At 72.3% G+C, this 19,900-nt stretch carries 22 protein-coding genes; 10 read left to right on the forward strand and 12 right to left on the reverse strand.

The window, feature by feature from the left end:
• Positions 1-47: 47 nt before the first annotated feature.
• Together NP048_RS09485 and lnt are read left to right on the forward strand one after the other, a co-directional pair.
• Positions 48-1,679, forward strand: a complete 1,632-nt coding sequence (locus NP048_RS09485) for an amidohydrolase (protein WP_227578742.1) — start codon at positions 48-50, stop codon at positions 1,677-1,679.
• A gap of 529 nt (positions 1,680-2,208) precedes the next feature.
• Positions 2,209-3,777: an apolipoprotein N-acyltransferase gene (gene lnt, locus NP048_RS09490; RefSeq protein WP_227578743.1), complete on the forward strand. Its 1,569-nt coding sequence runs from the start codon at positions 2,209-2,211 to the stop codon at positions 3,775-3,777.
• Between the two features lie 88 nt (positions 3,778-3,865).
• On the opposite strand, the gene NP048_RS09495 is transcribed toward lnt, so the two are convergent.
• Positions 3,866-4,210, reverse strand: a complete 345-nt coding sequence (locus NP048_RS09495; RefSeq protein WP_207342246.1) for an RNA polymerase-binding protein RbpA — start codon at positions 4,208-4,210, stop codon at positions 3,866-3,868.
• Positions 4,211-4,495: 285 nt separating this feature from the next.
• Between NP048_RS09495 and NP048_RS09500 the strand changes: the two genes are divergently transcribed.
• Positions 4,496-5,443 carry an aldo/keto reductase gene (locus NP048_RS09500; protein WP_227578775.1) on the forward strand — a complete coding sequence of 316 codons (948 nt, stop codon included), beginning with the start codon at positions 4,496-4,498 and terminating at the stop codon, positions 5,441-5,443.
• Positions 5,444-5,481: 38 nt separating this feature from the next.
• Here NP048_RS09500 and NP048_RS09505 read toward each other — a convergent pair whose 3' ends face one another.
• Positions 5,482-5,934, reverse strand: a complete 453-nt coding sequence (locus NP048_RS09505) for a hypothetical protein (RefSeq protein ID WP_227578744.1) — start codon at positions 5,932-5,934, stop codon at positions 5,482-5,484.
• A 171-nt stretch (positions 5,935-6,105) separates the two neighbouring features.
• Here NP048_RS09505 and NP048_RS09510 point away from each other — a divergent pair, with 171 nt between their 5' ends.
• The 6 genes from NP048_RS09510 (at position 6,106) to NP048_RS09535 (ending at position 12,053) form a co-directional block, all read left to right on the forward strand.
• Positions 6,106-6,549 (forward strand): HIT family protein, encoded by a 444-nt coding sequence (locus NP048_RS09510; protein WP_227578745.1) that lies wholly within the window; start codon positions 6,106-6,108, stop codon positions 6,547-6,549.
• A gap of 321 nt (positions 6,550-6,870) precedes the next feature.
• On the forward strand, positions 6,871-7,962 hold the full coding sequence (locus NP048_RS09515) for a tyrosine-type recombinase/integrase (protein WP_227578746.1): 1,092 nt from the start codon (positions 6,871-6,873) through the stop codon (positions 7,960-7,962).
• Positions 7,959-8,294 carry a helix-turn-helix domain-containing protein gene (locus NP048_RS09520; protein ID WP_227578747.1) on the forward strand — a complete coding sequence of 112 codons (336 nt, stop codon included), beginning with the start codon at positions 7,959-7,961 and terminating at the stop codon, positions 8,292-8,294. Before NP048_RS09515 ends, NP048_RS09520 begins: the two co-directional genes overlap by 4 nt.
• A 379-nt stretch (positions 8,295-8,673) precedes the next feature.
• Positions 8,674-9,792: a recombinase XerD gene (locus NP048_RS09525; protein ID WP_227578748.1), complete on the forward strand. Its 1,119-nt coding sequence runs from the start codon at positions 8,674-8,676 to the stop codon at positions 9,790-9,792.
• A 98-nt stretch (positions 9,793-9,890) separates the two neighbouring features.
• A complete protein-coding gene (locus NP048_RS09530; RefSeq protein ID WP_227578749.1) occupies positions 9,891-10,103 on the forward strand; it encodes a hypothetical protein in 213 nt (70 codons plus the stop codon).
• A gap of 852 nt (positions 10,104-10,955) precedes the next feature.
• Positions 10,956-12,053 carry a fatty acid desaturase family protein gene (locus NP048_RS09535; protein ID WP_372456855.1) on the forward strand — a complete coding sequence of 366 codons (1,098 nt, stop codon included), beginning with the start codon at positions 10,956-10,958 and terminating at the stop codon, positions 12,051-12,053.
• Positions 12,054-12,111: 58 nt separating this feature from the next.
• Here the strand turns inward: NP048_RS09535 and NP048_RS09540 are convergent, their stop codons facing one another.
• Both NP048_RS09540 and NP048_RS09545 read right to left on the reverse strand, forming a co-directional pair.
• Entirely contained in the window at positions 12,112-12,618 is a 507-nt protein-coding gene (locus NP048_RS09540; RefSeq protein ID WP_227578750.1) for a GNAT family N-acetyltransferase, read from the reverse strand.
• Between the two features lie 47 nt (positions 12,619-12,665).
• Positions 12,666-12,881, reverse strand: a complete 216-nt coding sequence (locus NP048_RS09545; protein WP_227578751.1) for a hypothetical protein — start codon at positions 12,879-12,881, stop codon at positions 12,666-12,668.
• 220 nt (positions 12,882-13,101) lie between these two features.
• Here NP048_RS09545 and NP048_RS09550 point away from each other — a divergent pair, with 220 nt between their 5' ends.
• Positions 13,102-13,866, forward strand: a complete 765-nt coding sequence (locus NP048_RS09550) for a ParA family protein (RefSeq protein ID WP_227578752.1) — start codon at positions 13,102-13,104, stop codon at positions 13,864-13,866.
• A gap of 130 nt (positions 13,867-13,996) precedes the next feature.
• On the opposite strand, the gene NP048_RS09555 is transcribed toward NP048_RS09550, so the two are convergent.
• From NP048_RS09555 to NP048_RS09590, 8 genes are all read right to left on the reverse strand, one after another.
• On the reverse strand, positions 13,997-14,584 hold the full coding sequence (locus NP048_RS09555; RefSeq protein ID WP_284439734.1) for a MerR family transcriptional regulator: 588 nt from the start codon (positions 14,582-14,584) through the stop codon (positions 13,997-13,999).
• Between the two features lie 156 nt (positions 14,585-14,740).
• Positions 14,741-15,247, reverse strand: coding sequence for a bifunctional nuclease family protein (locus NP048_RS09560; protein WP_227578778.1), 507 nt, complete (start codon positions 15,245-15,247; stop codon positions 14,741-14,743).
• A gap of 94 nt (positions 15,248-15,341) precedes the next feature.
• Entirely contained in the window at positions 15,342-16,082 is a 741-nt protein-coding gene (gene ftsR, locus NP048_RS09565; protein WP_227578753.1) for a transcriptional regulator FtsR, read from the reverse strand.
• A 7-nt stretch (positions 16,083-16,089) separates the two neighbouring features.
• Positions 16,090-16,560: an FHA domain-containing protein gene (locus NP048_RS09570; RefSeq protein WP_227578754.1), complete on the reverse strand. Its 471-nt coding sequence runs from the start codon at positions 16,558-16,560 to the stop codon at positions 16,090-16,092.
• Between the two features lie 140 nt (positions 16,561-16,700).
• Positions 16,701-17,915, reverse strand: coding sequence for a DUF881 domain-containing protein (locus NP048_RS09575; protein ID WP_227578755.1), 1,215 nt, complete (start codon positions 17,913-17,915; stop codon positions 16,701-16,703).
• On the reverse strand, positions 17,912-18,244 hold the full coding sequence (locus NP048_RS09580) for a small basic family protein (protein ID WP_191779508.1): 333 nt from the start codon (positions 18,242-18,244) through the stop codon (positions 17,912-17,914). The genes NP048_RS09575 and NP048_RS09580 overlap by 4 nt, the downstream gene beginning before the upstream one ends.
• Positions 18,241-19,161: a DUF881 domain-containing protein gene (locus tag NP048_RS09585; protein WP_227578756.1), complete on the reverse strand. Its 921-nt coding sequence runs from the start codon at positions 19,159-19,161 to the stop codon at positions 18,241-18,243. Before NP048_RS09585 ends, NP048_RS09580 begins: the two co-directional genes overlap by 4 nt.
• Before the next feature lie 47 nt (positions 19,162-19,208).
• Complete coding sequence (locus NP048_RS09590) at positions 19,209-19,781, reverse strand: CDP-alcohol phosphatidyltransferase family protein (RefSeq protein WP_256769466.1); 573 nt, start codon at positions 19,779-19,781, stop codon at positions 19,209-19,211.
• Between the last annotated feature and the right edge of the window lie 119 nt (positions 19,782-19,900).

The raw sequence follows: 19,900 nt of genomic DNA on the forward strand, positions 1-19,900 counted from the left end.
GACCCGCAGACGCCACGACCGTCCAGGTGGCCCTATCGTGGACCGCTGTGACCTCGACCCTCTACCGGCACGGCGTCGTGCACTCACCGACGGACCCCTTCGCCGAGGCTCTGCTCGTCGAGGACGGGGTGATCGCCTGGCTCGGCTCGGACGACACCGCTGACGGCCTCGTCGCAGGCGTCGACGAGGTCGTGGAGCTGCAGGGGGCGCTCGTCGCCCCCGGGTTCGTCGACGCACACGTGCACCTCCTCGAGACCGCCCTGGCCGCCGCCGGGCTGGACCTGACAGCGGCCGGGGGAGTGCCGAGCGCGGCCGCCGCGCTGGACGCCGTCGCCCGCATCGCGTCGTCCCGCGCGCCAGGTGACCGCCGCGTCGTGCACGGCACCGGGTGGGACGAGAGCACGTGGCCCGAAGGACGACCCCCGACCCGGCACGAGCTCGACGTCGCCGGGCAGGGCCTGCCGGTCTACCTGGCGCGGGTCGACGTGCACTCCGCCGTGGTCTCCAGCGCGCTGGCCGACCTCGCCGGGCTGCGCGACCTGCCCGGCTGGTCGGACGACGGCCGGGTCACGGGCGCAGCGCACCACGCCGCGCGTGCCGTGGCGCGGGCCGTCGGACCCCAGGAGCGCAGCCAGCTGTACCGCGACGTCCTCGCACAGGCCGCCGCGCAGGGCATCGTCTCCGTCCACGAGCAGTCCGCGCCCCACGTCGACACGCGGGACGGGCTGCGTGAGCTGCTGACGACCACCGCCGACGACGCCTCCGGGCTGCCGCTCGTCATCGGGTACCGCGCGGAGCAGTGCGTCACCGTGGACGACGCCCGCGCGCTCCTGGCCGACCTGCCCGGCCTGACGGGGATCGGGGGGGACCTGAACGTCGACGGGTCCATCGGTTCACGTACCGCCGCCCTGCGGCACCCGTACGCCGACGCACCCGGCACGTCGGGCACGCTGCACATGTCGGCCGAGCAGATCGCGAACCACGTGACCGCGGTGACCCGCGCCGGGCGGCACGCGGCGTTCCACGTCATCGGCGACCGCGCGCTGGACGAGCTCCTGCTGGGTCTGCGCGCCGCGGCCGATGTCGAGGGCACAGCGGCGATCGCCGCCGCGGGTCACCGCGTGGAGCACGCCGAGATGGTCGACGCGCACTCGTTGGCGCAGATGGTGCTGCTGGGCCTGCGGCTGTCCGTGCAGCCCGCGTTCGACACGGCGTGGGGCGGCCCTGACGGGATGTACGCGACCCGGCTGGGACGCGGGCGGGCTGCGTCCCTCAACCCGTTCGCCGACCTGGCGGCGGCCGGTGTGCCGCTCGCCCTGGGCTCGGACGCACCCGTGACACCGTTCGACCCGTGGGCCGGTGTGCGCGGCGCGTCGGGGCACCACGAGGCGGACCAGCGGATCTCGGTGCGCGCCGCGTTCCGTGCCGCGACCCGCGGTGGGTGGCGGCTCGCCGGGCTCGACCACAGCGGCGCCGGGGAGGTGCGGGTCGGCGCGCCGGCGCACCTCGCCGTGTGGCAGGCCGAGCACCTCGTCGTCCAGGCGTCGCGGACCTCGACGTGGAGCGCCGACCCTCGCGCCGGCAGCCCGCTGCTGCCGGACCTGGGGCCCGACGAGCCCACGCCGCGGTGCCTGCGGACGACGCGCGCCGGGGTCGTCCTGCACGACGCGCTGGACTGATGTGCGCTACCCGTCCGACGGCGGGTGAAAAAGCGCGGCAATCGGGCGCCGCGGCGAATCGTCCCTGTCGCCCCGAATCGCGACACGCTGACGACACGCCGGGTGAAGTCTTCCCTGAACGGTCGAAGCGGACGCTGTGGCCTGGGTCGATCCTCCTGACCAGCCCGGACGTCCCCTTGACACGATGGGCCAGCGGGGTAGTTTCGCAGTGGCCCGTCGTTGCGGGCACCGGAGGGGGATCCACACGTACCGCTGATCCGGTGCCGCACGGTCCGAGCTCCGGCCGGGTCCGCGCGCTCAACAGAAAACGGCAGGACATGTCCTCGCCGGTACGAAGGGCGCGCGGGCCGGTCGGTCGGGCCGGCCGTGCGGTGCGGCCGAGCGGTCCGGTCCGACAGAGCGGTCGAGCATCACCGGTCGGACACGGGCGTCGGGCGGGGGAGCGCGACGCACCATCGGCGGCGCGCCTGGGCTTTGCGCCGCGGAGCCTCCCGCCGGAGCCACCCCGTCGCTGACGTAACCTGCTGCAGTGCCCCTCCCGCCGCCCGCACGCTGGTTGACGCTCGTGCTCGCCGCCGCCGGAGGCTGGGTCACGCGGCTGGCGTTCCCCGACCCCGGCTGGCCGGTCCTCGCCCCGGTGGGTATGGCCCTGCTCTACCTCGCGCTGCGCCGTGACTCGGCCCGCTGGAACGCGCTCGTGGGACTCGTCTGGGGACTGACCTGCTTCGGCCCGATGATCACCTGGGCCGACGACGCCGTCGGCCCCGTGCCCTGGCTCGCCCTCACCGTGCTCGAGGCGGCGTACATCGCCCTGTTCGGCGCCGCCTGGGCGTGGGCGCGCCGGGGGCACGCGGTGTGGCGCAGCAGCGCGTGGCAGCTGCTCGCGTTCGTGCTGCTGTGGGTCGGGGCGGAGGAGCTGCGCTCGACCTGGCCTTTCGGGGGCTTCCCTTGGGGGCGGCTCGCGTTCTCCCAGGCGGACTCGCCGCTCGCGGCCTTCATGTGGCTGGGCGGGACGCCGTTGCTCTCCGCCGTCGTGGCCGGGCTCGGGGTGCTGCTCGCCCGGGCGGTGCTGGCGGCCCGGCAGGTCGCGCTGGGTCGGACCGTCGGCGCGCTCGCCGCCGCCGGAGGTGTGGTCCTGGCCTCGCTGCTGATCCCGCTCGACACGGTCGCGCAGATCGGGACGTTGCGCGTCGGCGCGGTCCAGGGCAACGTCCCCGAGCCGGGACGCCTCGATGCGTTCGGTGAACGACGCCAGGTCCTCGACAACCACGTCGCCGGGACCCGTGCGCTGCTGGACCGTGCGGCACCGGGCGACCTCGACGTCGTGCTGTGGCCGGAGAACGGCACGGACATCGACCCGCAGGTCGACGAGGAGGCGGCCCGGCTCATCGACGGCGTCGCGCAGGAGGTCGCCGCACCGATGCTGGTGGGCACCGTGCAGTACCCGGAGTCGGGCGGGCGCTACAACACCGCCGTCCTGTGGGAGCCGGGCGTGGGACCCGTCGCGACGTACTCCAAGCAGCGGCCCGCGCCGTTCGCCGAGTACATCCCGATGCGCTCGTTCGTGCGGCACTTCTCGGACGCCGTCGACCTGGTGACGCGCGACATGCTGCCGGGCACCGAGCCCGGTGTGGTGCCGGTCGAGTCGCCCCGGCTCGGGCGCACCGTCGTCATCGGCGACGTCATCTGCTTCGAGGTGGCGTACGACGCGATCGTCCGTGAGTCGGTGGCCGAGGGCGGCGAGCTGTTGGTCGTCCAGACCAACAACGCGTCGTTCGGGTGGTCGGACGAGTCCACGCAGCAGCTGGCGATGTCGCGGCTGCGGGCCATCGAGCACGGGCGCGCCACGGTGCAGATCTCGACCGTCGGCGTCAGCGCGATGATCGCACCCAACGGTGCCGTCATGCAGCGCACCGAGCTGTTCACCGCCGACCAGATGGTGGCCTCGCTGCCCCTGCGGGAGTCCCTGACGCCCGCCACGCGCGCAGGGAACTGGCCCGCGCTGACGGCCGACGTGCTGGCCGTCTGGATCGTGCTGGCCGGCATGGTGGGCGCGGCACGGCTGCCGCGCGACGAGCGTCCCGACGGCCCGGCCTGAGCCACGGGGCCACACCCCGCACGCAGCACGACGCCCCGGTGGTCAACCACCGGGGCGTCGTCGTGACCAGCGGGCGTGAGCCCGTGCGTCAGGCGCTGCGGCGCAGCTTGCCGGCGCGCAGCAGGCCGAGACGCTCGTCGAGGAGCTCCTGCAGCTCGTTCACGGTCCGGCGCTCCAGGAGCATGTCCCAGTGCGTGCGCGGCGGCTTGCCGGCCTTGGCCTCGGGCTGCGCTGCGTCGCGCAGCAGAGCCTCGGCGCCGCAACGGCACTCCCAGACGACGGGCACGTCCGCCTCGACGGAGAACGGCAGGATGATCGTGTGCCCGTTGGGGCAGTCGTAGTGCGCCTGGAGCCGAGGAGCGAAGTCGACGCCCTCCTCGGTCTCCATGCTGTGGGACCCGATGCGCATGCCGCGCAGGGACCTGTTGGCCATGGTGGACCTCCGTGCCGTGTCGTCCCGACGGCTCAGGGTGCCGAGCCGTGCCGGGTCGTGAATCGAATCGATCTGCTTCCTGATGCTCCAACGTGGTCGGGGACCGCGATGTTCCGTCCCGCCGTGAAGGTCTGGTGAACACACACTGTGGCAGGAACGCGGACCGGTCGCGCGCCGGGCTGGGGGACCGGGGCACCGCTCACAGGGATTTGGTCCGCGCGGTGGTCCGGTCGGGTGACGCGCGGGGGTGCGTCACGTCGTCTGCCTAGTCTGGTGCGCATGACCATGACGTTCCGCCGGCTCGGCGACAGCGGTCTGGCCGTCTCGACGGCCGGCCTGGGGTGCAACACGTTCGGCGCGACGCTCCCGCCCGACCAGGTCCACGGGGTCGTCGCCGCGGCGTTCGACGCGGGCGTCACGCTCTTCGACACCGCCGACGTGTACGGGGGAGTGCCCGGGCAGAGCGAGGAGCTCCTGGGAGCGGCGCTGCGTGGTCGTCGCGACGACGTCGTGGTCGCGACCAAGTTCGGCCTCGACGTCGGCGGGCTGAACGGCGCCGACTGGGGCGCGCGCGGCTCGCGCCGGTACGTCCGACGCGCGATCGAGGGGTCGTTGCGCCGACTCGGCACGGACCACGTCGACCTCTACCAGCTGCACAGTCCTGACCCGGCGACGCCGATCGAGGAGACGCTCGCCGCCCTCCACGAGCTCGTCGTGGAGGGCAAGGTCCGGTACCTCGGCTCGTCGAACCTCGCGGCCTGGCAGGTCGTCGATGCCGACTGGGTGGCGCGCACGGCCGGGACCTCCCCGTTCGTGTCCGCGCAGAACCGGTACAACCTGCTGGACCGCGGCGTCGAGGCCGACCTCGTACCCGCCGCCGAGCACGTGGGCGTCGGCATCCTGCCGTACGTCCCGCTCGCCTCCGGCCTGCTGACCGGCAAGTACCGACGCGGGCAGGAAGCCCCCGCAGGCAGCCGACTCTCGCGCATGCCGCACCGGCTCGCCGCCGCGGACTTCGACCGCATCGAGGCCCTGGCCGCTCTGGCCGACGACTGGGGTGTCGACCTGCCGACCGTCGCACTCGGGGGGCTCGCCGCGCAGCCGGGAGTCGCGTCGATCATCTCCGGTGCACGCACGCCGGAGCAGGTGCGCGCGAACGTCGCGGCCGCGCTGTGGGAGCCGACGCTCGAGCAGCTCGCCGCGATCGACGAGGCATCGCCCGGACCGGCCTGACCAGCAGGCGCCTCCGCCATCGGCGTCACGCCGCAGCGTCACGGTGGGAGCACACGCGCGCGATGCTCGCCGATCGCGACGACGGCGCTCACCCGCAGGCCGCGGTCGTCGCTCGCCGCACGCAGGGCGTGCTCCCACGACCGCTCGAACGCTCCGCGGTCACCCCCTGCGGCGCGCACGAGCGCGGCGGCGATCGAACCGCCCGGGGCATCGTGCGCCAGGATGTCGCTCATCGCGAGCAGCACCTGCCGCACCTGCGACGGGTCGGGCTGCAGCGGGATCCCGACGAGGGGCAGCACGACGGGCAGCATCATGCCGTGGGCGTCGAGCAGCACGAGCCAGAGCGCCGGAGGACCGGCACGCTCCGGGCCGACCAGCGAGAGCATCACCTCCAGGATGTCGTCGACGTCGCGTAACGGGTGCGTCGGCAGCGCGGGGAGGTCGTCGTCCGGCCCCGGCGCTGCCCAGCCGGGGGAGTCGTCGCTGTCCATGGCTCGAGCGTGCAGGTCGGCCGGCAGGCGAGGGTGGCTCTCCCGGGGATCTGTGGACGCCCCTGGCGCGCGCATGCCCTGTGGTCGGTTCACCGCGCGCCGTCGTCCCCGGTGTGGCGGGGTGTCGCTGATGTCCGGAGTGTCGGGCAGGGGAGTCGCTACGATTGCGGCGTGACGACGCCGATCGTATCGACGCCCGAGTGCGTGTTCTGCGGCATCGTGGCGGGGACGGTCCCGTGCGCGAAGGTCGCCGAGGACGCCACGACCTTCGCCTTCATGGACATCGACCCGGGCTCGGACGGCCACCTGCTCGTCATCCCGAAGCGGCACAGCGTCGACCTGACGGACATTCCCGCGGAGGATCTGGCCGCCACCACGCTGGCGGCGCAGCGGATCGCCCGGGCCGTCCTGTCCGAGCTCGGTGCCGACGGCGTCAACCTGCTCAACTGCTCCGGGCCTGTCGCGTGGCAGACCGTCTTCCACTTCCACCTGCACGTGATCCCGCGCTACCGCGACAAGAGCAAGGACCGGCTCGCGTTGCCGTTCGAACCGGGGCTGCCGGCCGACGCCGCCGCGATCGCCGAGCGGGCCAGGGCGCTCGCTGCGGTGCTCTAGAGAGCCAGGGAGTCCTCGCCGCTGTCGGGGTCACCGCTCTCGGGCCCCATCCCGCTAATGCCGATAATGTGCATTATGTCAGAACGTAGACTGCGTGTTGCATCTGGTGCAACCACCGGGCCGACCACCCCCTCCCCGGTACGTCGACCGAGATGGGCCCTGACCTGCGCGAACGCGGAAGCAGTTCTGCGCGCCCAGCGACCCCGTCGACGCGCGGCGCTCGACGGCGCGTCACGCCTGAGGCCGTGACCTGCACGTCTTGTCCTCCTGTTACATCTGATGCAACGATGATTCATCAGATGCAACCAACTGGGAGGCCCCGTGGCGGTCGACGAGGCAGGTCGTGTGCGGGTCGTCCCCAGCGTCTACTCACTGCATCCCGAGGACCAGACGGTCGAGGACATGCTGCAGGGATGGCGCAACCAGCAGCTCTCCCGGAACCTCCAGTTCGCGACGATCGATCAACGACTGCGCTACGTGCGCCGATTCAGCGAGTACGTCAACGAGTTTCCCTGGCGCTGGACCCCGTTGCTCGTCGAGGAGTACTTCGGTGACCTGAGGTCGGTCCGGCACCTGAGCCATTCCACGATCCGCGCTCACCAGGCGGCGCTGCGGCTCTTCACTTCGTACATCTCGAGCCCGGACTACGGCTGGGACCTCGAGTGCGAACGGCTGTTCGGCCAGCACCCGGCGCAGGTCTTCTTCGACTGGAACACCGCCACCCACGTCCAGGAGTACGAAGGCGGGCCCTCGAAGCGGCCGTTCACCCACGGCGAGCTCCAGCGCCTGTTCGACCACGCGGACACCGAAGTCGAACGGATAGCCAAGGCCGGGGTGCGCGGGTGGCAGGCCGCGTACCGAGACGCCACGATGCTCAAGGTCGCGTACTCCTACGGGCTGCGGTTCAACGAACTGCGCCACCTCCAGCTGGTCGACTTCGCGCGCAACCCGCACGCCGCGGAGTTCGGCAAGTACGGCGTGTGCAAGGTCCGTTTCGGCAAGGCGCGACGCGCCTCTCCCCCGAAGCCTCGAGCGGTCCTCACGGTCTTTCGATGGACCCCCGACGTCATCCGCGACTGGCTGGCCAACGGGCGCGGCTCGCGCGACACGCTCGACGTCTTCCCGAGCGAGCGTGGCTCCCTGGTCACGGAGCCGACCCTGCTGCGGCGGCTGCGGCGGTACTGCCAGGCACTGGACTTCCCCGCCGGGCTCGACCTGCACTCGCTTCGCCGCTCCTACGCCACCCACCTGCTCGAGGACGGTTGGGATCCGCTGTTCGTCCAGGCGCAGATGGGACACGAGCACGCGTCGACCACGGGCATCTACACCTTCGTCAGTTCCGACTTCCGGACCTCTACCCTGCGACAAGCGTTGAATCGGACCACCCGGGAAGCGCTGGAGGGACGGACATGAAACGCGACGTCGACTACACCTGGCGGCTTCCTGAACTGATGGCCGCCCGCGGATTGCACAACACCACGGAGCTGGTGCCTCTGCTCGCCGAGCGCGGCATCGAGCTGTCACGAGTGCAGGTCTACCGGGTGGTCAACCAGCGCCCGGAACGGGTCTCACTGCATCTGCTCGCGGCCCTGTGCGACATCTTCCAGTGCGAGATCGGCGACCTCGTCACGGTCACCGCCGCCGACGCGCGTGCGCGACGCAAGGCCGCCACCGCCGGCGAGAACGTCGTCGCGCTCGATCGTTCTGTTCGGCCGCGCCGCGCCCGGGTTCTGGACGATGAGTGACTCCCCCGACGGACTCAGACCTCGGAACACCACCCGCGGCCGCCCCCGATCCGTTGGGGACGTACCGTGCGGCCGCTGTGGTCGCATGGCCACGCGTCAACGCGCCACGTGGCCGGAAGGGCGTATCTGCAGCAGCTGCTTCTACGAGGCCACCCGCTGCCACGGGACGTGCGCCGAGTGTGGCGCCGGGCGACTGACTCCGGGCCTGCGCGCTGACGGAGCCCGGATGTGCGCACCGTGCGCGCGCATCCCCTTCGACTTCACCTGCGCCGACTGTGGACTTGAGGGCGAGATCGGCCGCGCGCGCCGCTGCGCACGGTGCCTGCTGCGTCGTGAGCTTGATGCTCTACTCGTCCGAGGTGCAGCCGACCCCGCGGCCATGTCGCGCCTGGTCGACGTGCTGTCCGCAGCCCGGCGACCCGAGAGCATCCGGACCTGGATGCGGTCAGCAAAGGTGCAGGCACTGCTGACCGACGTTGCTTCCGGAGCGGTCCCGCTGAGCCACGACGGGCTGGACGCCTACGCATCGGGGACGCACGTCGAACACCTGCGCGCCCTCCTGGAGCATCACCAGATCCTCCCCGCGCGTGAGCACTTCCTGGCTTTGTTCGAGCAGTGGCTCGAACGCAAGCTGGCTTCCTTGCGCCGGGAGATCGCGCAGCCAGTCGAACAGTTCGCCCGCTGGCACCACCTGCACCGGATCCGCGCGATCGACCCCGGAGATCGCACTCTGCGAGGGCCTGTGCACCACGCCAAGCAGGAGATCACCGAGACGATCAAGTTCCTGACCTGGCTCGACGTGATGCACGGCCGCACCGCGGCCACCTGCCTGCAGAGCGACGTCGACGCCTACCTTCACGGTGGACCAACGACGCGCTACTTCATCCGGACGTTCTTCGTGTTCGCCAACGCGCGCCGCATCAACCCGGCAGTCACGGTGCCTCACCGGATGGCTCGCAGCCGGCCCTCCATGACGCAGGACCAACGGATGGCGTGGATCCGCGAACTGCTGACGGGTGAGAGCGAGTCGCTTCCCTTCCGGACCGCAGGGATGCTCCTCCTGCTCCTCGCCCAACCGCTCGTGAAGATATCCGCGCTGCGCGTCGACGCGGTCCACGACTCTCCCGGTGGCATGTCTCTGGCCCTTGGCAAGCACCCCACCCCGCTGCCCGAACCTTTCGCCGCGCTCCTTCGCGCACACGTGCACGCTCGACCCAACCTGAACACCGCAAGTCACGCCAGCGACTGGCTGTTTCCCAGCCCTCGCGCAGGCCGTCACCTGCACCCGAACACGGTCATGGACCGCCTCCGCCGGCTCGGAGTCGAACTGCGGGGCGCTCGGAACCGGGCCCTCGACGACCTCGTGAACGAGATCCCGCCGCCCGTCGTCGCCGACGCGCTCGGCTACAGCCACGCCACCGCGTTCAGCCACCAGCAGGCCGACGCCGGCAACTGGGCCCGCTACGTCGCCGCGCACCGACCTCAACCACACAGCTAGCCGCGACGCGACTCCGCCGTGACGACATTGCGTCTTTACGCTCGGCCGGACCTGTCGTTGGGTTCCCTTTCCCGAAGCCTGTTCTCGGGCGAGGATTCATGTTCGTCAAGTACCAGTTCGGGCGCGGCCCGATTCGTGAACTCAGAGTGCAGAGGGCTTTGCTCCGGGCGCGCGAGGAATATTCCTTGAGCTTCGTCAGCGGCACTCAACGCGATTCGCATGCCTTCACGTCGGGCCTGCCGGTCGTGTCGCGATCTGACATAGCGAACGACGATGCCGACGATGACCGCCACGGGCAGTGCGATAACTAGGACCCATCCATAGTTGCCCACGCGAGACCATCTCCTTTGATCGTCAGTGCATCCACCCTACGCGAGTGCTTCAGCAGGAGCCCGAGGGCCAACCCGCAGACGCTGGCTCAGACCGCCCCCGCTGACTCACCTCGTGAGTACGACCGTCCTTGATACGCAGGGGTGCCAGTAGGCGGCTGCGTGGTGCATCCGACGCCACGATGGAGTCGACCGCCCACTCCCCGGTACGCCAGCCGAGATGGGTTGCGACCTGCGTGAAGTCGAGAGCAGTTCCGCGCGCGCCGTCGTCGCCGCCGCGCTCGGTCACAGCCAGGCAACCGCGTTCAGCCATCAGCAGGCCGACGCCGGCACCTGGGCCCACTACGTCGCCGCGCACCGACCTCATGAGCCACGACAGCTAGCCGCGACGCGACGCCACAGCGGCGGCAATGAGTCTTTACGCTCGGCCGGACCTGTCGTCCGGTTCTCTTTCCCGAAGACTGCTTTCAGGCGCAGCGGCTCAGCAACGGGCCGTGGCCAACCCCAGGTGCGCGTCGGCATCCTGAGGCACTCCCCCGGTGGCGGCGTCGCTCGGTCCACGACGCTCGGTGACCTCGCCGGTTGCAGCTCGTGCGCGGCGCGCGACGACGCGGAGGGGGCCGCGCGGACGCCGCCCGCCACACGCGAGTGAATCCATTGGACCCTGTGGGCGGTTTGCCGTACGCACACGTACGATCGGACCCGTCCAGGACGACGACCGTCCCCGCGGACCCGCCTCGCGCACCCGAAGGAGGGCTTCATGCCTGCCCAGTGCTCCCCCGCCCCCGGACGCTTCTGCGGCCTCGTGACGACGACATGGGCGAGGTAGGCGCGATGGACACGGACCAGATGCCCGCGACCGCCGTCAGCGAAGGTGGACGGGTGCGCGACCGGGTCGTCAGCGACTTCACCGCGCTGAGCCGGACCGTCGAGGCCGCCGGGCTCCTGCGACGGCGGCACGCGTACTACTGGACGCGATTCGTCGTGCTGACCCTCCTGCTGGCCGGCCTGGTCGCCGCCCTCGTCATCGGTGGTCCGTCCTGGTGGCAGCTCGTCACCGCCGCCGTCCTCGCGGTCGTGCTGGGCCAGGTGATGTTCCTCGGCCACGACGCCGCCCATCGGCAGATCTTCGACTCCGGGCGCTGGAACGACTGGGCCAGCCTGGTGATCGCCAACCTGTACGCCGGCATGAGCTACGGCTGGTGGCAGCACAAGCACTCCCGCCACCACGCCAAGCCGAACCAGGTCGGCGCGGACCCGGACATCGGCACCGGTGCCCTCGTCTTCCACACCGAGGACCTCAAGGAGCCGCGCTCCGGGCTCGTCGGGTGGTTCACGCAGCGGCAGGGCTGGCTGTTCTTCCCGCTGCTCCTGCTGGAGGGCCTGAACCTGCACATCTCGGGCGTCAAGACGATCTTCGGGCGCGGACCCGTCAAGCGGCGTCCCGTGGAGATCGCGTTCGTCACCGCGCGCATCGGCGGCTACCTCGCGCTCGTCTTCTGGGTGCTGCCCGTCGGCATGGCGTTCGCGTTCCTGGGCGTGCAGCTCGGGCTGTTCGGCCTCTACATGGGTGCCGTCTTCGCGCCCAACCACAAGGGCATGCCCATCGTGCCGCGCGACTCGCGCATCGACTTCCTGCGCCGTCAGGTGCTCATGAGCCGCAACGTGCGCGGCGGCCGGCTGACCGACCTGTTCATGGGCGGCCTCAACTACCAGATCGAGCACCACCTGTTCCCGAGCATGCCGCGCCCGCACCTGCGCAAGGTGCAGCCGACCGTCCGGGCGTTCTGCGCCGAGCGCGGCATCCCCTACACCGAGACGTCGCTGCTGGAGTCGTACGGGATCGTCATCCGACACCTGAACGCCGTCGGTCTCGCGGCACGCGACCCGTTCCAGTGCCCCCTGACGGAGCAGTACCGCTCGGCTCGCTGACGATGCCGCCTCGGGCGCGCGATCCGCGCGCTCGAGGCACCCGGGCCACCCTCCGACGTCAGTGAGGTGTCAGGCCGCCGGGGTCGGTGTGCCGCACGTACCGCTCCTCGGTCTGGTCAGGGTTCCGCGGCAGCACCTGCCGTTCGCCGGTGCGCGTGAAGCCGGCCCGGACGTACAGGTCGACCGCGGAGGCGTTGTCGTCGACGACCCACAGGGAGACCGTCGCCGCGCCCTGCGCCGCTCCCCCGCGCACCGCGGCGTCGAGCAGGGACCAGCCGACGCCCTGCCGGCGCACCTCGGGCGCGACCCACAACGACACGACGTGCCGGTCGTCCTCAGGCGAGCCGGGCTCCTGGATGAGGGACACCAGACCCCGTGGCTCCCCCGCGTCGTCGAGCGCCATCCACGTGGTGCTGGTGCGCAGCCGCATACGCCAGTGCGACTCGGCGAACCGCTCCTCGCGCGCGAGCGACGAACCGAAGACGTCCGGCGACTCCCGCAGGGCGCGCAGCCTCACATCGCGCACGGTCGGCCAGTCGTCCTCGTCGACACGTCGGATCAGCACCGGACCAGCATGCCGCATCCGCGCCGTGGGGCTGCCCGCGACGCGCGTCAGGCGATCCCGTGCCCCGTGCGCTCCTCGCCCGCGTTGCCGCGCGGGTCGGCCACCAGGGCGTCGTCGCCCGGCGAGAAGGCTCCGTCTCCCCCGTGGCCCGCGCGGTCCGGGGTGGCCCGCGCAGCATCGGCGACCTCCTCCTCGGGTCGCGGCGGGATCGTCTCGTCGTACTCGAGCTCCGGCACCTGCGCGTCATCGAACGACTCGGTCATGTCGGCCTCCTCACGGCGCGACCACGCTAGCCCGGGGTACGTGTCCCGGCGACCGGCCGACGGTGCCGGTTCGCTGGGCCGGCCGCCTCGGGGCACGAAGTGGCCATCCCCTCGCAGATCAGGACACATGACGCGGCCCGCCGCGCCCCATCGCGCCCGCGGCGTCCGCGTGTCGGGCGCGCGTTTCGTGAGCGGCGCCTCATCCGACTACGGTGTCCGCGTGTTGGTCGTCGGTGTGTGCAGCCTCAAGGGCGGCGTGGGCAAGACCTCCGTGACACTAGGGCTCGCCTCGGCGGCCCTGGAACGCGGTCTGCGAACCCTCGTCGTCGATCTCGACCCCCAGGGCGACTCGACCATGGCCCTGGGGACCACGGCGGGCCGCGGTGACGTGTCGACGGTGCTCGACGCGCCGTCGCCGCAGTCGGTGGAGGCCGCGACCGCTCCGTCGTCCTGGGCGGACCACGGGCTCGACGTGCTCGTCGGGTCCGAGCGTTCCGTCCTGCACGACCGCATCGACGACTCCGACGCCGAGAGGTTGCGCCTGGCGCTGTCCTGGGCCGAGGGGTACGACCTCGTCCTGATCGACTGCCCCCCGTCGCTGGGCGGGCTGACGCGCACCGGCCTGACGGCGTGCGACCGCGCGGTCGTGGTGACGGAGCCCGGCCTGTTCGCCGTCATGGCGGTCGGCAGGGCGATGCGCACCATCGACGAGCTGCGCCGCGGCCCGGCGCCGGCGCTCCAGCCGCTGGGCATCGTGGTCAACCGGGTGCGTGCACGCTCGGTCGAGCAGGCGTACCGCCTGCAGGAGCTGCAGACGCTCTACGGCCCTCTCGTGCTGACCCCGAGCATCCCGGAGCGTGCCGCGCTGCAGCAGGCGCAGGGCGCCGCGCAGCCGGTCCACGTGTGGCCCGGGGCCGCAGCCGCGGAGCTCGCCGACGTGTTCGACCAGCTGCTCGACCGGGCGATGCGCGCGCCGCGTCGCTGACGACCGCGCGCCCGCGTCGACGCCGGCGCGCTGAAGAACCGCGCCCACGGCTCCCTGCAGGATGCCCGTGTAACGCAGGACGTCCCTGTGGAGCCGCCGCGACCTGCCGGCCGCCCCGACCTCCCAGGGCTCAGCCCGCGGTGCGGGCCTGGCGCCGGATCGCGAGCTCGTCGCGCGCGGACGAGGCCACGGGGGTCGCGTCGTCGTCGGCACGCTCGTTGGGCAGCTCGGCGAGCGTCCCCTCGACCTCGCGCCAGACGCGGCCGACCGCGATCCCGAAGACGCCCTGCCCACCCTGCACGAGGTCGATGACCTCGTCCGGCGACGTGCACTCGTACACGCTGGCGCCGTCCGACATGAGGGTGATCTGGGCGAGGTCGTCGACCCCGCGCTCACGCAGGTGACCGACCGCTGCGCGGATCTGCTGCAGCGAGACGCCCGTGTCGAGCAGCCGCTTGACGACCTTGAGCACGAGGATGTCGCGGAAGGAGTACAGCCGCTGGGTGCCGGAGCCTGTCGCGGGCCGCACGGACGGCTCGACCAGCCCGGTGCGGGCCCAGTAGTCGAGCTGCCGGTACGTGATGCCCGCGGCCCTGCACGCCGTCGGACCGCGGTAGCCGGTCGTGACGTCGAGGTCGGGCAGGTCGTCGTCGAACAGCAGGCCCTGCGCGTGCTGCGGGATCGTGCCGGAGTCGTCGGCACTCTCGTTGCGGATCACGGGGCCCTCCCTCGACGGCGCTGCGAGGCGGCCGTACTGTGCTGGTTCTTCCGCCACGCTAGGCCTGCGCGGTCAGGGGCGCAACGAACGCGGCCCGGCGTGTCGTGCGCGCAGTCTCACCTTCAGGTGGAGATCGAGGTTCTTCACCCGGTCGGCTCAGCCGTCGCGGCCCCCGCCCTCCGGCCCCGGGTCCCTTCCCGTCTCGAAGTCCTCGGCCGACACGTGGTCGAGGAACTCCCGGAACTGGGAGATGTCGTCCTCGCTCGCCGCGGGCCGCAGCTCGACGCCGGCCAGTGCGACGACCTCGGCCGAACACAGCACAGGGCACGCGAACCGCAGCGCGACCGCGATGGCGTCGGAGGCCCTCGCGTCCACGTGGCGCCCCGACGCGAGAACCAGTGCCGCGTGGAAGACCCCGTCCTCGAGCCTCTTGATCTCGACGTGGTCGACCGCCGCGCCTGCGGCCAGCAGCGCGTCGCGCAGCAGGTCGTGCGTCATGGGTCGCGGTGGGACGATCCCCGCCTGCGCCGAGGCGATCGCCGACGCCTCCGAGGGGCCGATGAGGATCGGCACGAGCAGGGCGGCGTCGGGATCCAGCAGCAGCACGACGATCTCATCGTCGGCCAGGTGCGTGCGCACACCGACGACCTCGACAGGGACCATCTCGGGTTCTACGCCCACACGGACACGCTACGTCGCTCCGGGCGCGACGTCTGCCGGGAGCACGGAGGACCGGCCCGCCGGAGGTGACCCGACGTCACGGGGCCAGGTCGTGGACCGCCGACCGGACCAGTGCCGTGTGCATCCGCGCACACAGCTCCCCGACCTCGGCCGCGAGCGTGCCCGCGCGTGCGCGCGACGAGACGCTGCGCTGTCCGCGCCATGGCGCGACGACCTGCTCGACGAGGTCGGCCTGCCGGTCCGCCGACGCGCGGAACGTCCGCAGGTGGCGCGGGTCGATGCCGTGGTCGGCCAGCGACGCCGCGACCGTCACGACCTCACGCGCCCAGGGGTCGAACACGCCGCGCGGCCCGGGCCGCAGCACTCCCTGCGCGACGAGCTCCGAGACGAGCTCCACCCCCACGCCGGCGTCCTGCGCGAGCCGCTCGGCGGTGAGCAGATCGGCCGTCGGCGCGACACCGTCACTCGTCGCGAGGCGCGCGCGGGACGGCGACTCCTCGTCCTCGCCCGCGTCGAGCGCGGCAAGACGCTCCCCGATGACCTTCAGGGGCATGTAGCGGTCCCGCTGCTGCACCAGGACGAAGCGGAGGCGTTCCACGTCCGCCGGCGAGTACTGCCGGTAGCCCGCGGGCGTGCGTACCGGGTCGACCAGCCCCTGCTCCTCGAGGAAGCGCAGCTTCGACGTCGTCACCGCGGGGAACTCGATGCGCAGGGCTGCGAGCACGTCCGAGATGCGCATCGAGGCGCGGCGCGAGATCCCCCGGGGCCACGGCTCAGCCGCGGCCCCGGCCGGAACCTGCTCGACCGCTGCGCTCACCGCGCGCTCAGGAGGCGTCACGGTGAGGGCTGGGGTGGAACGTCATCCGGTACTTGCCGATCTGCACCTCGTCCCCGGGGCGCAGCACGACCGCGTCGATGCGCGCCCGGTTGACGTACGTGCCGTTCAGCGACCCGATGTCGCGCACGATGAACTGCTGCCCGTCACGCACGAACTCGGCGTGCTTGCGCGACACCGTCACGTCGTCGAGGAAGATGTCGGCACTGGTGCTGCGCCCGGCCGTCGTGCGCTCCGCATCGAGCAGGAATCGCGCGCCCGCGCTCGGCCCACGCTGCATGAGCAGCAGAGCCGACGTGGGGGGCAGCGCGTGCACCGCTGCGGCCTCGTCGCTGGTCAGACCGACCGCGGGGGCCTCGGTCTCCGCGGGCTCCACGGAGCCGAAGGTCATCGTCGTGTCCGGACCGTCGGTCCGGTAGGCGGGCAGAACGCCGTCCGGCGCTCCTCGATCGTCGCTCATGCGCACCTCCCGTGTCGGTCGCGGGCACCCCGTGCGAGCGCGCTCGCCGTCGACCCAGCCTTGCGGGACTCACCCTATGCGGTGTCGACGCGCGCGCGCAGCACGCGGACGGCGCTGGTCGGGTGACTCGGCCCCGGACTTCACCCCTCGTCGGACGCCGGTGAGGCGTGCTCGGGCTCGTGCGGGGTCCGGACGGCGGTGACGTCGACCCGGTCAGACTTCTCGACGGTGCCCCGCCCGCCGTCGGCCCGCACCCGGACGAGGGCGCCGCCGGGGATCTCCAGCGCCGGCGCGATCGTGTCAGGGTCGCCGATCACCGACCACCGGAACGGCGAGCGGAGCGTGGCTCCATCGAGCTCGACCGCGCCACGGGTACCGGTGAAGGCGCTGCTCGCGGTGATGCGGTGCCCGTTGAGCTCCATCGCCTCCGCGCCCGCGTTCCGCAGCTCCTCGAGGACGTGCAGCATCGTCGCGGGTCGGATCTCGCCGTCCGGCTCCGTCAGGGTGATGCGCACGCCCGGACCCGTCGCGGGCAGCCGCCCGGTGAGGATTCCCTGCATCGCGGCCGTGCGACGGGCGGCGTCGAGCGCTGCCTGCTGCCGGTCCGAGCCCGACAGCAGCTCGTCGCGCTCCCGCTGCAGGTCGAGGGACTCCTGCTCGAGCTCGTCGGTGCGAGTGGTCGTCTCGTCCAGGAGCCGGACGAGGTCGTTCTGCCGCAGCGCACCCAGCTGCGTGTCGGTGGCCTGGCGCACCTGGACGACGAGCGCGAACCCCAGCAGCGCGCACAGGGCGGCGGTGATGAGCTGACCCTGCGTCGTGCGGGGTCGCATGGCGTGCCCGAGCCGCGCCCAGCCCGACCGGGCCGGACGCACCGCCGCCGCGGACGGGGGGCCCTGGCTCGACTCGCCGCCTGCGTCGTCGACGCCGTCGACCGACCCGTCGCCGTCCGGGCCCTCGTCGGGCGACCGGACGGCGAGCGGCTCGTCGGCGTCCGAGAGCAGGTCGTCGGCGTGCAGGTCGTCGGCGTGCAGGTCGTCGGATCCGCCGTCATCCGATCCGCCGTCATCCGATCGGTCGTCATCCGATCGGTCGTCGCGCGCGGCGCCGACCGGCGGCTCGTCGGGGTGCTCGACCGGCAGCACGTCCTGCGCCGGTGCGTCCTGCTCGTCCGGCGACTGCGCGGCCACGACGGGCATCGACCGCTCGTCCGCGTCCGCGTCCAGGTCCGGGTCGCCGAGCGGCAGAGCACCCAGACCCAGCGGGTCGCGCGGGTCGATCACGGGACCGTCGTCGAGCGGCGTCTCCGTGTCCGGCTCTCCGGAGGGGTCGGGACGGGTCCCGTCCGCGCTGGTCATGCCTTGAACAGGTGCCGGCGGATCGACGCGGCGTTGGAGAAGATGCGGATGCCGAGCACCACGATCACGGCCGTCGTCATCTGCGACCCGACACCCAGCTGGTCGCCCAGGAAGACGATCAGCGCGGCCACGACGACGTTGGACAGGAACGAGGTGAGGAAGACCCGCTCGTCGAAGATCCCGTCGAGGTAGGCGCGCAACCCACCGAACAGCGCGTCGAGGGCAGCGACGACCGCGATAGGCAGGTACGGCTGGAGGTTGGCGGGAACCGTCGGCTCGATGAGCAGGCCCGCGAGCACGCCGAGCACGAGCCCGATCACTGCGATCACCGGAACTCCTCTCCGTCGTGTCGCCCTGACCCTGCCACACCCGACGACGTCGCCCCAAGGGCTTGCGGACCTGGCGCCGTGGCTGCGGTGGACGCAGCGTCGGAGCCCGTGGCCGTCTCGGTGTCACCGAGCACCTGTGCCGAGCGCAGCGTGAGCTGACCGCGGCCCGCCAGGAGCAGCTCACGCTCGGCCGTCACGCGGACCTCGATGCCGTACTGCCCGAGCGACGCGAGGTGCTGCCCGGCCGACAGCCGCGCGAGCCGCGTCTGCATCGCCGCCGCGTCACCGATCGCCTCGACCGTGTACGGGCTGCTCAGCGCAGTGCTGTCGACCAGGACCGCGTCACCGGCGCTCCGGATGGCCGTCGTCGAGGTGAGGCGCTCGCCGTTGACCGTCACGGCCTCCGCGCCGGCGGCCCACAGGCCGTTGACCAGCACCTGCAGGTCGTTGTCCTGCACGAGCTCGCTGCCGTCGTCCGGAGTCGTGCCGTCCGACGGGTCACCGTCGGTCAGCACCAGACGAAGGCCCGGACCGGTCACCGGGACCACGCCGGACTCCACCGCGTCACGCTGCAGCTGGGCGAACAGCTCGGGGTCGTCCGTGGAGGCGGCGTCCCCCTGCAGCTGGGCGATCTGCGCGGACATGGCGGCGTTCGCGTGCCGCAGCTCGTCGGCCCGCGCCGTCCCCTCCCGGATCTCCGCCTCGAGCAGCGCCCGCGCCTCCAGCGCCGCAGGCGCCGGTCGGCGCAGGGCGACGGCGGACGTCGTCGCGAACGTTCCGAGCAGGACGGCCAGCACCAGCAGCGCCACGCCTCCCCGCACCGTCCGTGGAGGCGTGCTGCCCTCCGCACGGCGCGCGGCGACCTCCTGGTAGCCCGGGTCCAGCGGCTGGCGGTAGACCTCGTTGATGAGCGTCATCGACTCGTCCGCCGCGCGCGGCGGCGCGGGAACCGCGTGCCGCGGGTTCACGTCGACCCGGCCGTGCGGGCCGCCCGGGTGTCACGACGCATGACCGACGCGGCCTGCGTGAGGTACAGCACGCCCGCGAACCAGTAGAGGGCCACACCCCACAGGGCGCACGCCCACCCCAGGACGCCTGCCACGACGCCCACCGGCGCCGGCCACTCCGAGAGCAGCAGGAGCGGGAACGCGTACATGATGGCGAAGGTGCCGGCCTTGCCCGCCAGGTGCACGCGCAGCGGCGGGTAGCCGGACCGGGCGAGCGCGAACAGCATCGCGGCGAGCACGACGTCCCGCACGACCAGCACTGCCACGAGCCACAGGGGGACGACGCCGCGCCACGCGAGGCCGACGAGCGTGACGAGGATGAACAGCCGGTCCGCCGCGGGGTCGAGCATCTGGCCCAAGCGCGTGACCTGGTGCATCCGCCGCGCCAGGACGCCGTCGAGCCAGTCGCTGGCACCGGAGAGCAGGAGCACCGCGAGAGCCCATGCGTCGTGCCCCTGAGCGACCAACCACGCGAACACGGGCACCATGAGCAGCCGCGCGAGGCTGATGGCGTTGGGCACGGTGAGCACGCGCGAGCTTGCCTCCACGTCCTGGCCCACACCCTCCCCCGTCGTCGTCCTGGTCGCGATCCTATGTCGCGCGTCGCCGCGACCCCCGCCGCGACGCGGCCCGCAACCCGTGCGTCACC

Origin of the sequence: Cellulomonas xiejunii (genome assembly GCF_024508315.1) — a bacterium.
GTDB classification, from domain to species: domain Bacteria; phylum Actinomycetota; class Actinomycetes; order Actinomycetales; family Cellulomonadaceae; genus Cellulomonas; species Cellulomonas xiejunii.